This is a genomic window from Pantoea sp. M_9, assembly GCF_008631385.1.
Taxonomy (GTDB): Bacteria; Pseudomonadota; Gammaproteobacteria; order Enterobacterales; family Enterobacteriaceae; genus Pantoea; species Pantoea eucrina.
On the sequence record NZ_VWUF01000001.1, the window covers coordinates 159,403 to 171,649 of the forward strand.

Sequence of the window (12,247 nt, forward strand, 5' to 3'; positions counted from 1 at the left end):
AATCAAGGCACGCAGCGCAGGTAAAATTTTCCCTGAAGTGTGATCGCCCTGTCACTCCACGCCCGGTTTGGGATCGGCAAAGCGGTACTTGAGCACCAGCATCAGGGTTGTCAGCACGGCCGGTATCGCCAGCAGCAGGAAAATCTGGCTGAACGCCCAGCCCAGCGTCAGCAACTCTGCGCCGGCAAACGCGCTGAGAATCGCACCGATACGACCCACGCCGTGCATCCAGCCTGAGCCGGTGGCGCGGGCGTGCGTGGGATAGAAGTGTGCGGAGAGCGCATTCATGCCGGTATTGGCGCCGTTAAAACAGAAGCCGCTGCAGAACGCGATCGCGCTCATCAATCCGACCTGCGCCGGAGAGAAGCCGAGCGCAACTATCGCAAGGCCGCCGCAGAAGTAGATGGTTGCCAGCGCAAGACTGGCGTTCATGCGGTCCATCAGCCAGCCGGCAAACAGCGACCCCAGCGTGCCGCCCGCCTGATACATGGCCGTGACAATTGCGGCCTCGGTGAGCGACATCCCCAGCGTGTTGATAAGCGACGGCAGCCAGCTGCCAATAAGGTAGACCAGAAACAGTCCCATAAAATAGCCGCCCCAGAGCATCAGGCTGCCAAACAGATAGGACTCCGATACCACGGTGGCTATCGCGCCGCGCCGCACGTTCAGAGCTTCACTGGCGTGATAGCGGCTGCCTGGCGCCACCTCGCCGGGCAGCATACGCTCAAGGATCGCGTGTATACGCGCCGCCGGCGCGCGCTGGTGAATAAGGAAACGCACCGACTCCGGCAGGCCATACAGCAGCCAGGGCAGCACCAGCAGCGGCAAAATACCGCCCATCATTAACACCGCGTGCCAGCTGTAGCGCGGCAGCAGCCAGGACGCTGCAAATCCGCCAGCCGCTGCGCCAAAGGTGAAGCCGCAAAAGACCACGGTGATAATAAAAGATCGGCGACGTTCAGGAGCATATTCCGCCACCAGCGTGCTCACGTTGGGCATGGCGGCACCCAGCCCCAGTCCGGTCAGAAAGCGAAACAGCATCATCTGCTCGATGTTCTGCGCCAGCGCGGTGGCCAGCGTCCAGAGCCCAAAAAAGAGCACGCTGAGCAGGATCATGATGCGGCGTCCGTAGCGATCGGCCAGCGGCCCGGCCACCATCGCCCCCAGCGCCAGACCAATCAGCGCGGCGCTGATCACCATACCCAGCTGATGGTTTGTTACGCCCCAGCCTGCTTTTAGCGCGGGCGCAATAAACCCCATCAGCGCAATATCCATACCGTCCAGTGCCACAATCACAAAGCAGAGCGCGATAAGCCGTTTTTGCCAGCGGCTCAGCGCATGACGATTGATTAACTGGCGAACATCTACGGCTTCGGCGCTGGTCACGGTTTAACTCCTGCTGTTCAGCAAAAAGGTCATCAGTTTTGGTAAAAAAAGCGGCGGATATGATAGCCCATCGTTAACCCTGCGCTGCACAATTTTTTCACATTACCCCTGTTTCACTCAGAAACAGAACGATTTAAGCCTCTGATAAAACATACTTTTGCAAAAACCGCTTTTCAGCCAGCCGGGAGCAGGTCGCAAAAACAAGGGGTTAAGAGAGGCTGTGGATGAAAAGACTTTTGTTAAATTCATTTTGCAATTAAGTTAACAGATCGCATTTTTGCTGGTTGCTCTTGCCAGCCCTTACGGATTAGGTTGACCTTATGGATAAAAACTCGGTTTTCAGCCAGCGCATTCGCCTGCGCCATCTGCACGCTTTCGTCGCCGTCGCGCAACAGGGAACGCTGGGGCGCGCGGCAGAGACGCTCAGCCTGAGCCAGCCTGCGCTCTCCAAGACCCTGAATGAGCTTGAAGAGCTGGCAGGCGCGCGCCTGCTGGATCGCGGGCGTTCGGGCGCGCAGCTGACCACGGCGGGCGAACAGTTTCTGGTTTACGCCGTAAAAGTGCTGGACGCGCTGAATCATGCTGCGCAAAGCTTTAACGCGCCGGCACCGGGACGGCCGGTAATTATCCGGCTCGGAGCGCTGACCACGGCAGCAATGGGTATGTTACCGCAGATTCTGGATCGCTTTCATGAGCAGCAGCCAAACACCACGGTACAGGTGGCTACGCTGCATAACAACGTGCTGCTGGCCGGACTGCGCGCCGGTGAATTTGATGTCGGCATTGGCCGTATGGCCAGCAGTGAAATGATGGCGGGATTGAGTTATGAGCTGCTGTTCCTGGAGTCGCTGAAGCTGGTCGTCAGGCCGGAACATCCGCTTTTAAGTGACAATGTCACACTGTCCCGCGCCATGCAGTGGCCGGTGGTGATTTCGCCGGAAGGCACCGCGCCGCGGCGCATCGCTCAGCACATGCTGGATGAGCAGAGCTGCAGTTTGCCTCCGGACTGCGTGGAAACCTCCTCTACCTCCCTTGCCCGCCAGCTGGCGCTGCGCTACGACTATGTCTGGTTTGTTCCTTCTGGCGCGGTGAAAGAGGATCTTGAACACCATGCCCTGCATGCGCTGCCGCTCGCCTCACCCGGTCCGGGCGAACCGGTAGGGATTATTACCCGCAGCGGCTATCCGCTCAGCCTCAGCGCCGAAGTGCTGATCGCCACGATCCGCAAGTTTCACCATTAGCGGCTGCGCTTTGCATGCCGCTCGCGGTTGTCGAGCCGCGCCTGTTCAGTTTTTCGCAAACTCACATAAAGCGCGCCCGCACCGCCGTGCTGCGGCTGTGCGGTACAGAAGCTCTGCACCTCATCAAACTGCTGCAGCCAGCGCGCCAGATAACTGCGCACAATGTTGGCATGCGACTCGTCATCACGCCCTTTACCGTGAATAATCAGTAAATTACGCAGCCCCTGGCGGCGCGCTTCCTGCATAAAACTGAACAGCGACTGGCGGCAGGTCTCCACCGGCTGACGCAGCAGATTCAGGCTGGCCTCCAGCGGATATTTGCCCAGCCGCACTTTATCCACGACGCCCTGCTGAATGCCTTCTGCCCGGTACTCCAGCGGTGACGTGAGCGGAACAATCTCCAGAAAACCGCGCGTAAGAAAGTTCTCTTCGCTCTCCGGCGGCACAGCCCGTGGCGCTTTAGTGGAGGGCGCACGCAGCCACTGCGTATTGGCACAATCTTTCAGGGGTGTGACATCCCCCATGGCATCGCGGAACAGGTCTTCATCATCAAGGTTCATCATGTTTCCCCATACCCGATTAAGCATATGCGCACGGCATACCGATAAAACTGAAGAATAGCAAAGGTTGCCGTACGGGGTAAAAGGTCTGAACAGCAGAGGCAGGATGCTGTTGCGCAGCGCGGATATCATCAATTGAGCGAATACCCAATATTTGTAAGGTTTTTGTGCCAGATCCAGCCTGCATACATTCACAGCAGGGAGAAAAATGGTAAAATTGACAGCAGTCAATAATCATCGAGCGTACAGATATGATCCAGGATAAACGCAGCATTCGACGTATTCAGTCTGGCGGATGTGCGATCCACTGTCAGGATTGCAGTATCAGCCAGTTGTGTATTCCTTTCACACTGAATGAGCATGAGCTTGATCAGCTGGACAACATCATCGAACGTAAAAAGCCGATTCAGAAAGGCCAGACATTATTCAAGGCGGGTGACGAACTGAAGTCGCTGTACGCCATTCGCTCCGGCACTATCAAGAGTTATACCATTACCGAACAGGGCGACGAGCAGATCACCGGCTTTCATCTGGCGGGCGATCTGGTCGGGTTTGACGCCATCGTTAACGCTAAGCACCCGGGCTTCGCACAGGCGCTGGAAACGGCCATGGTCTGCGAAATTCCTTTTGAGACGCTGGACGATCTGTCAGGCAAAATGCCCGCACTGCGTCAGCAGATGATGCGTCTGATGAGCGGAGAGATTAAAGGCGATCAGGATATGATTATGCTGCTCTCCAGAAAAAATGCTGAAGAGCGGCTGGCCGCCTTTATCTGGAATCTTTCGCGGCGCTTTGGCCAGCGCGGCTTTTCGCAGCGCGAGTTCCGGCTGACCATGACGCGTGGCGATATCGGTAACTATCTGGGACTGACGGTTGAAACCATCAGCCGCCTGCTGGGGCGCTTCCAGAAAAGCGGCATGCTGGCCGTCAAAGGCAAATATATCACTATTGAAGATCACGCCCTGCTCTCTGAGCTGGCGGGTCAGTCGGAGCAACCCGCCTGAGGCGCAGCCGGGTCAGTAATTGTTATTTTATTGATCCGGCTACACCTTTTCCGCTTCTGCACGCCCGGAACTTAGGCTATCTTTATTCCAAATGGCCTGGGTCTAAGGAGAGTGCGCTATGTCCCGTTACCAACATGTTCTGGTCGCGATCGATCCTCAGCAGGACGATCAGCCGGCGCTGCGTCGCGCGGTTTATCTGAATCAACGCATCGGCGGAAAAATTAAAGCATTTCTGCCCATCTATGATTTCTCCTATGAAATGACCACCCTGCTTTCGCCTGATGAGCGCACGAATATGCGCAAAGGGGTGATTAGCCAGCGCACCGAGTGGATCCGTGAGCAGGCGCAGGCCTATCTGGATGCCGGCGTGGATATTGAAATCAAAGTGGTCTGGCACAACCGCCCTTTTGAAGCAATTATTCAGGAAGTGCTGGCGCACAATCACGATCTGGTACTGAAAATGGCACACCAGCATGACCGGCTGGAGTCGGTTATTTTTACCCCAACCGACTGGCATCTGCTGCGTAAATGTCCCTGCCCGGTGTGGATGGTAAAAGATCAGCCGTGGCCGGAAGGCGGCAAAGCCGTAGTGGCGGTAAACCTCGCCAGCGAAGAGCCGCATCATGATGAGCTGAATCAGAAACTGATCCGCGAGACCGCACGTCTGGCGGAGATGGTAAACCACACCGAAGTTCATCTGGTGGGCGCTTATCCGGTTACGCCGATTAATATCGCCATTGAGCTGCCCGATTTTGATCCCAGCGTCTATAACGACGCTATCCGCGGTCAGCATCTGGTGGCGATGAAAGCGCTGCGACAGAAATTCTCTATTGGTGAAGAGTTTACTCACGTCGCTAAAGGGCTGCCGGAAGAGGTGATCCCCGATATCGCTTCACAGCTGGATGCCGGTATTGTCGTGCTCGGTACGATAGGCCGTACCGGCCTCTCGGCGGCCTTTCTCGGCAACACCGCTGAGCAGGTTATCGATCATCTGCGCTGTGATTTACTGGCCATCAAGCCGGATGATTTTAAATCGCCGGTCGATCGTGATGATGAGGAAGATGAAGAGGATTAACCGTCACGGGCGCTGCGGCGCCCCTGCATGATTATTCTCGTCCTGAACCATTACCCCGCTTAACAACATCCTATACCGCAGCGCGTAGCCTGAGCGGGCTACGCGCTTAACTGCCCGATAGACGCATCCGCGATTTCAGAAAAAATATTGCCGCAAAAAGAGACATGCATCCATATGGCATTCACGCTAAATTGGCTGAGACAGGCTGATTATTACATGCAATAATCAGCGGCTAATCTGTTATACATCAAGAGTCCAGCACGTTTTCGTACTCATTTTGCGTAAGGCGAAGGATCATTTTTATGAAGCTGAAGAACACCATTCTGGCGTCTACTCTGTTTTCGCTGCTGGCAGCTAACGCGTTTGCTGCCAAAGAGCTGACGCCGGAACAAGCGGCCGGCCTGAAACCATTCGAACGTATTAATATCAACGGCCGCTTCAACGCAATCGGTGATGCCACCAGCGCAGTCTCGAGAGCGGCAGATGAGAAAGGCGCTGACTCGTTTTATGTTCAGGGCATCAATGATACCAACGGTAACGGCGGCAACTGGCGCGTCACCGCAGATCTATACAAAGCAGACGCCGCTAAAGCATCGACCGCTACGCAGTATCGCGTGATCAACGGCGTTAAAGAGCTGCCGAAAGCGGAAGCCTACCGTCTTGAACCGTTCGACACGGTTTCAGTCAGTGGTTTCTTCTCCAGCCAGCCTGCGGTAAATGATGCGATCTCCAGAGCCGCCCAGAAAAAAGGCGCCGCCTCATTCTTTATTGTGCGCCAGGTTGATGCCAATAACGGCGGCAATCAGTACATCACCGCCTATGTCTATAAGGCTGATGCTAAAGCGCGTATCGTCCAGGACACATCAAACTCAATTCCTGCTGATTCTGAAGCCGGAAAAGCCGCGCTGGCCGCTGGCGGCGCAGCGGCGTCGCGCGTGGCGCTGCCGGGCGTAGCCTCTTCAGATACGCCGAGCACCAATGTAGGTCGCTTCTTTGAGACGCAGAGTTCTACCGGCAAACGTTATACGGTGAAGCAGTCAGATGGCCGCAGCGTGCAGGAAGTCAATGCGATTACCGCCGCGCAGATGCAGCCGTTTGATACCATCACCTTCTCCGATCACTTCGGGACGCCGACTGAGATTTCAGAGGCCGTCGGCAAGCGGGCTATCGCCAAAGGCGCAAAGTATTACCACATCACGCGCCAGTGGCAGAACCAGAGCGGTGGCAACCTTACCGTTACCGCTGACCTGTTTAAATAATGATGCAGCGGGGCAGCCAGACTGCCCCGCTGTTTGCATAGTTCCTGCGCAAATCTGCATACTCTTGCATTGCCATCCCCCTCGCCTCCTCGTAAAATCTGCCGCCTGTTTTCAGGGGATTCCGTTTTAATTTGCGCCTGATGGTGCACTACACTTCTACGGAAAGTTCACGACCCAGCATACTCTGCTGTTCAGGAATGGCATTTTGGATAAAAAATTAGGTCTTAGCGCGCTGACGGCTCTGGTGCTCAGCTCCATGCTTGGCGCGGGCGTGTTCAGTCTGCCGCAGAATATGGCGGCCGTCGCGGGTCCGGCGGCGCTGCTCATTGGCTGGCTCATCACCGGCGTGGGTATTATTTTTCTCTCCCTCGCAATGCTGCTGCTGACGCGGCTCAAACCGGAGCTCGACGGCGGTATTTTTACTTATGCCCGCGCCGGGTTTGGTGAGCTGACGGGATTCTGCTCGGCGTGGGGCTACTGGCTCTGCGCGGTGATCGCCAACGTCTCCTATCTGGTGATTGTGTTCTCTGCGCTAAGCTTTTTTACCGATACGCCGCAGCACGTGGTGTTTGGCGACGGTAACACCTGGCAGGCGATGCTGGGCGCTTCGGTGCTGCTCTGGCTGGTACACTGGCTGGTGCTGCGTGGCGTGCAGACCGCAGCGAGCATTAATATGCTGGCCACGCTTGGCAAGCTGGTCCCGCTGCTGCTGTTTGTGGTGCTGGCGCTGCTGGCATTTAATTATGACCGGTTCAGCTTCGATTTCAGCGGCGCTGAGCTGGGTCAGCCGCTGTGGCAGCAGATAAAGCAAACCATGCTTATCACGCTGTGGGTCTTTATCGGCGTTGAGGGTGCCGTGGTGGTATCGGCGCGCGCGCGCAATAAACAGGATGTGGGGCGCGCCACGCTGCTGGCGGTGCTGGCGGCGCTGCTGGTTTATCTGCTGGTCACGCTGCTCTCGCTGGGTGTGATCCCGCGCGCTGAGCTGGCGCAGCTGCGCAACCCGTCAATGGCCGGGTTGATGACGCATCTGCTGGGCCACTGGGGCGATGCGGTGATAGCCGCGGGGCTGATTGTCTCGGTCTGCGGCGCCTATCTCAGCTGGACCATCATGGCGGCTGAAGTGCCCTTTATCGCTGCCCGGCAGGGTGCATTTCCGCGCAGCCTCGCCCGGCAGAACCGTCATAACTCGCCTGCGGCGTCACTGTGGCTGACCAACGGCAGCGTACAGGTTTGCCTTATCGTCATCGCGCTGACCGGCGCTGACTACAATACGCTGCTGACGATCGCCTCAGAGATGATTCTGGTGCCTTACCTGCTGGTGGGACTCTATCTGATGAAGGTGGTGCGCGGCCAGCAGAAGCCGCTGGCGATGAGCATCGGGCTGGGTGCCACGCTCTATGGCCTCTGGCTGCTCTACGCCTCAGGCCCGCTGCATCTGCTACTCTCCGTGGTGCTTTACGCCCCGGGACTGCTGCTGTTTCTCTACGCGCGCCGCGGCGGACGCGGTGACAAGCCGCTGCTGCAGCTGGAACGCCTGGCGATTGTGCTGTTGATGGCGGCATCGCTGCCCGCGCTGTGGCAGCTTACGCAGTAATCAATGCGCGAGTGCCGGAATGGAGACGCACAGCAGATCGTTCTGCTGTGTAAGATTCAGGGGTTTACTGTATTCGTGGTGGATCCCATCAAGCTGTTCCGCAGAGAGCGGGTAAGGCAGCTGAATATCAAACCGGCTGATATGCTGCTGCTCCGCCAGCGTGATCAGCCGGGCGATATTGATCTCATCGCTGACCTGCGTTGAAATGATTTGCAACGCTAATTCTTTCAGGTGATCGTCGCTGGCCTGTAAGCTGTGCGCAGACTTGCGGGTTACCATGCCAAAAATGGGCATCACACCGTAAATGGCGTCAACAAAGCTCCAGCGTTTTTTGCAGGAAGCGGAGAGAAAGTCACTGTAATTGAAGCAGATGCGATCACTGTATCCGGCTGAAGCCAGCTCTTTATCAGACACCCTCGCACTCCTCCTGTTTTTCAATGCGGTTCCGAACCTTGCGCCTTAACGCGCCGCTAATAATGGCACATTTCACGGTATACATACCAGTAAGACAGGGATATTTCGTGCGGTAGCGTAGTGCTCAGGACCAGGAAAAGCTATGCTGCTGCCATTCTTTTTCAGCGCGCTTACCTATGAACAAAATTGTCTATGTTGAAGATGAGCCGGAAGTCGGCGAGCTGATCGCTGCCTATCTGGGTCGCCATGATATTGACGTGGTGGTCGAAACGCGCGGCGATCGCGCCGAGGCGACGATTCTTAACGTCCAGCCGGATCTGGTCCTGCTCGATATTATGCTGCCGGGTAAAGATGGCATGACGCTCTGCCGCGACCTGCGGGCGCACTGGAGTGGTCCCATTGTGCTGCTGACCTCGCTCGACAGCGATATGAACCATATTCTCGCGCTTGAAATGGGCGCCAATGACTACATTCTCAAGACCACGCCCCCTGCCGTGCTGCTGGCGCGGCTGCGTCTGCATCTGCGTCAGGCGGTGGTCAACAAGCCGGAGAGCACGCCGGCACAGCAGCAGTCGCAGAAAGTGCTGCGGTTTGGTTCGCTGACTATCGATGCGCTGAACCGTCAGGTGCTGCTGTTTGATGAGAACATTACGCTTTCAACGGCCGACTTCGATCTGCTGTGGCAGCTGGCGAGCCACGCCGGCGAAATTCTCGATCGCGACGCGCTGCTGATGACGCTGCGCGGCGTGAGCTATGACGGCATGGATCGCAGTATTGATGTGGCTATTTCGCGGCTGCGCAAAAAGCTCTATGACAGCGCGACTGAACCGTTTCGCATCAAAACCATCCGCAACAAAGGCTATCTGTTTGCGCCTCAGGCCTGGGATACACGCAGCTGATGAGAAAGCTCTTTATTCAGTTCTACCTGCTGCTGTTTGTCTGTTTTCTGGTGATGACCCTGCTGGTGGGCCTGGTGTATAAGTTCACCGCCGAGCGGGCTGGCCGGCAGTCGATGAATGACCTGATGGCCAGCTCGCTGTTTCTGATGCGCAGCGAACTGCGCGAGATCCCGCCGCGCGACTGGAACAAAACTATCCGCAGTCTCGATCTTGACCTCTCCTTCGATCTCAATATCGAACCCATGAGCAAATACCAGCTTGATGAGAGGGATATGAAGCGCCTGCGCGCCGGCGAAATCGTCGCGCTCGACGATCAATACACCTTTCTGCAGCATATTCCCCGCAGCCACTACGTGCTCTCTGTCGGGCCTATCCCCTATCTGTTTTATCTGCATCAGATGCGGCTGCTGGATATTGCGCTGGTGGCGTTTATCGGTATGTCGCTGGCACTGCCGGTATTTATCTGGCTGCGCCCGCACTGGCAGGAGATGCAGCGGCTGGAGAAAGCCGCGGAGCGCTTTGGCCGCGGTGAGCTGGATGTGCGCACCCATTTTGAAAGCACCTCCAGCCTGCACAGTCTCGGCGTGGCGTTTAACCAGATGGCGGATAACATCAATACGCTGGTGGCCAGCAAAAAACAGCTGATTGATGGCATCGCCCACGAGCTGCGCACGCCGCTGGTGCGCCTGCGCTACCGGATGGAGATGAGCGACAACCTGACAGAGGCGGAGTCCGCCGCGCTGAATCGCGATGTGGGCCAGCTGGAGAGTCTGATTGAAGAACTGCTGACCTATGCCCGGCTGGACCGTCCGCGGGTAGACCTGCATCTGCAGTCGTTCGACCTGGCGCAGTGGCTGCGGCTCTATATTGCTGATGTACAGAGTATGCAGCCGCACACGCAGATCGCGCTGGATATTCCGCAGCTGCAGAATACCGGCAGCGCCGACATGCGGCTGATGGAGCGGGTGCTGGATAACCTCGTCAATAATGCGTTGCGCTACGCTACTGAGCGGCTGCGCGTCAGCCTCTGGTTTGACGGCACAACCGGCATTTTGCAGGTAGAGGATGATGGTCCCGGTATTCCGGCCGAAGAGCGCCAGCGGGTTTTTGAGCCTTTTGTCCGTCTCGATCCCAGCCGCGATCGCGCGACCGGTGGCTGTGGCCTCGGGCTGGCTATCGTCCATTCGATTGCCCAGGCGCTGCAGGGTCAGGTGGTGATTGAGAGCTCGCCGCTCGGCGGCGCCAGCGTTCGCTTTTGCTGGCCGGTTGATTTACCCTTGCGTGAGACACCCCCCCGCTTACCCGCTTAAGGAGATCTGGCTGTGACATCAGCTTATCAGGAACTTACCCGCACGTTTCAGCGCCTTTCCCGTTTTGGTCACCTCGGTGCGATTGCCGGGGTTGATATGCAGACTACCATGCCGCCCGGCGGCAGTCAGGCGCGCGGCGAAGCGCTGGCCGAACTCAGCGTATTTATGCATGAGCTGCTGACCGCGCCGGCGCTGGCAGGGCTTTTCTCTGCTGCTGAGCAGGAGTCGCTGAACGATGTTGAGCAGGCAAACGTGGCGGAGATGCAGCGCGCCTGGCGTCAGGCAACGCTGCTTCCCGCCGCGCTGGTCGAAGCAAAATCGCTGGCGGGCTCCCGCTGCGAGCATGCGTGGCGTTCGCAGCGTCCGGCGAATGACTGGCAGGGCTTCAGCGCTAACCTCAAAGAGGTTGTCCGGCTGAGCCGGGAAGAGGCGCAGCTGCGCGCCGCGGCGGCCGGCACGTCGCGCTATGACGCGCTGCTGGATCTGTATGAGCCTGGCATGACCAGCGCCCGGCTTGACGCCACTTTTGGCGCGCTGAAAAGCTGGCTGCCTGAGTTACTGCAGCGGGCGGTGGCCAGGCAGGCGCAGGCGCCGCTTCAGCCGCTGGGACCCTTTGCCGTTGAGTCACAGAAGCAGCTGGGGCTGAGCGTAATGAAGCTGCTCGGCTTCGATTTTAATCATGGTCGTCTGGATGTCAGCGCCCACCCTTTTTGCGGCGGTGTGCCGGACGACGTGCGCATCACCACGCGCTACAACGAAAGCGAGTTTCTCAGCGCCTTGATGGGTGTGATCCATGAGACCGGGCACGCGCGCTACGAACAGAATCTGCCGCAGCAGTGGCGCGGTCAGCCGGTGGCGCTGGCGCGCTCTACCGCAATTCATGAGTCGCAGAGCCTGTTTATGGAGATGCAGCTGGGCCGCAGCCGCGCCTTTTTGCAGCATATTCAGCCGCAGGTCGTCGCGCTGATGGGTGAACAGCCTGCGCTGGAGACGCACAACTTTATTCGTCTGGCGCAGCGCGTCAAGCCTGGCTTTATTCGCGTCGATGCCGACGAGCTGAGCTATCCGGCACACGTTATTCTGCGCTATGAGATTGAACGAGCGCTGATTGAGGGTGAGATTGAGGTAGAGGATATTCCGGCGCTGTGGGATGAAAAAATGCAGCAGTCGCTGGGTATTGATACCCGTGGCAACTATCGCGATGGCTGTATGCAGGATATCCACTGGACCGACGGCGCGTTCGGCTATTTCCCGACCTATACGCTGGGCGCGATGTATGCGGCACAGCTTTATCAGGCGGTGAAGCGCGCGATCCCGCAGCTGGAGACGCTGATCCTTAACGGCGAGCTGCAGCCGGTATTTGACTGGCTGCAGCAGAATATCTGGCAGCACGGCAGTCGCTTTCCGACAGAACAGCTGCTGCGCAACGCCACCGGTGAAGCGCTGAATCCGGACTATTTCCGTCAGCACCTCGAGCAACGCTACCTCGCCGATTGATCCCG

Annotated in this window: 11 protein-coding genes; 8 read left to right on the forward strand and 3 right to left on the reverse strand. The window is 57.5% G+C overall.

All coding sequences use genetic code 11. From position 1 onward, the window contains the following. Positions 1–51: 51 nt before the first annotated feature. A complete protein-coding gene (locus F3I15_RS00660; protein ID WP_150016174.1) occupies positions 52–1,386 on the reverse strand; it encodes an aromatic acid/H+ symport family MFS transporter in 1,335 nt (444 codons plus the stop codon). Between the two features lie 320 nt (positions 1,387–1,706). Here F3I15_RS00660 and F3I15_RS00665 point away from each other — a divergent pair, with 320 nt between their 5' ends. Next, on the forward strand, positions 1,707–2,627 hold the full coding sequence (locus F3I15_RS00665; RefSeq protein ID WP_150016175.1) for a LysR substrate-binding domain-containing protein: 921 nt from the start codon (positions 1,707–1,709) through the stop codon (positions 2,625–2,627). Here the strand turns inward: F3I15_RS00665 and smrA are convergent. Further along, positions 2,624–3,187 carry a DNA endonuclease SmrA gene (gene smrA / locus F3I15_RS00670; protein ID WP_150016620.1) on the reverse strand — a complete coding sequence of 188 codons (564 nt, stop codon included), beginning with the start codon at positions 3,185–3,187 and terminating at the stop codon, positions 2,624–2,626. The genes F3I15_RS00665 and smrA overlap by 4 nt on opposite strands. A gap of 251 nt (positions 3,188–3,438) precedes the next feature. Between smrA and F3I15_RS00675 the strand changes: the two genes are divergently transcribed. The 4 genes from F3I15_RS00675 to F3I15_RS00690 all read left to right on the forward strand — a co-directional run bounded on the left by F3I15_RS00675 (position 3,439) and on the right by F3I15_RS00690 (position 8,122). Next, positions 3,439–4,191 (forward strand): FNR family transcription factor, encoded by a 753-nt coding sequence (locus F3I15_RS00675; RefSeq protein ID WP_150016176.1) that lies wholly within the window; start codon positions 3,439–3,441, stop codon positions 4,189–4,191. A 118-nt stretch (positions 4,192–4,309) separates the two neighbouring features. Beyond that, the gene (uspE, locus tag F3I15_RS00680; RefSeq protein WP_071668843.1) at positions 4,310–5,266 is read left to right on the forward strand and encodes a universal stress protein UspE; all 957 of its coding nucleotides are present in this window, start codon (positions 4,310–4,312) and stop codon (positions 5,264–5,266) included. Positions 5,267–5,568: 302 nt separating this feature from the next. Next, positions 5,569–6,525, forward strand: a complete 957-nt coding sequence (gene ydgH / locus F3I15_RS00685) for a DUF1471 family protein YdgH (protein WP_150016177.1) — start codon at positions 5,569–5,571, stop codon at positions 6,523–6,525. A gap of 205 nt (positions 6,526–6,730) precedes the next feature. Further along, positions 6,731–8,122 carry a basic amino acid/polyamine antiporter gene (locus F3I15_RS00690; RefSeq protein WP_150016178.1) on the forward strand — a complete coding sequence of 464 codons (1,392 nt, stop codon included), beginning with the start codon at positions 6,731–6,733 and terminating at the stop codon, positions 8,120–8,122. On the opposite strand, the gene F3I15_RS00695 is transcribed toward F3I15_RS00690, so the two are convergent. Next, a complete protein-coding gene (locus F3I15_RS00695) occupies positions 8,123–8,536 on the reverse strand; it encodes a hypothetical protein (RefSeq protein WP_065649316.1) in 414 nt (137 codons plus the stop codon). A 176-nt stretch (positions 8,537–8,712) separates the two neighbouring features. On the opposite strand from F3I15_RS00695, the gene rstA reads away from it, so the two are divergent. From rstA to F3I15_RS00710, 3 genes are read left to right on the forward strand one after another with little or no spacing between them, the layout of a single operon-like run. Continuing rightward, positions 8,713–9,435 (forward strand): two-component system response regulator RstA, encoded by a 723-nt coding sequence (rstA, locus tag F3I15_RS00700; protein ID WP_039384454.1) that lies wholly within the window; start codon positions 8,713–8,715, stop codon positions 9,433–9,435. Next, a complete protein-coding gene (gene rstB / locus F3I15_RS00705; RefSeq protein ID WP_150016179.1) occupies positions 9,435–10,745 on the forward strand; it encodes a two-component system sensor histidine kinase RstB in 1,311 nt (436 codons plus the stop codon). Before rstA ends, rstB begins: the two co-directional genes overlap by 1 nt. A 12-nt stretch (positions 10,746–10,757) precedes the next feature. After that, entirely contained in the window at positions 10,758–12,242 is a 1,485-nt protein-coding gene (locus F3I15_RS00710) for a carboxypeptidase M32 (protein ID WP_150016180.1), read from the forward strand. The last annotated feature ends 5 nt before the right edge of the window (positions 12,243–12,247 follow it).

Coding starts and splice junctions, on each gene's coding strand:
- F3I15_RS00665 (WP_150016175.1), top strand. CDS start 1,707: ATGGATAAAAACTCGGTTTTCAGCCAGCGCATTCGCCTGCGCCATCTG.
- smrA (WP_150016620.1), bottom strand. CDS start 3,187: ATGAACCTTGATGATGAAGACCTGTTCCGCGATGCCATGGGGGATGTC.
- F3I15_RS00675 (WP_150016176.1), top strand. CDS start 3,439: ATGATCCAGGATAAACGCAGCATTCGACGTATTCAGTCTGGCGGATGT.
- uspE (WP_071668843.1), top strand. CDS start 4,310: ATGTCCCGTTACCAACATGTTCTGGTCGCGATCGATCCTCAGCAGGAC.
- ydgH (WP_150016177.1), top strand. CDS start 5,569: ATGAAGCTGAAGAACACCATTCTGGCGTCTACTCTGTTTTCGCTGCTG.
- rstA (WP_039384454.1), top strand. CDS start 8,713: ATGAACAAAATTGTCTATGTTGAAGATGAGCCGGAAGTCGGCGAGCTG.
- rstB (WP_150016179.1), top strand. CDS start 9,435: ATGAGAAAGCTCTTTATTCAGTTCTACCTGCTGCTGTTTGTCTGTTTT.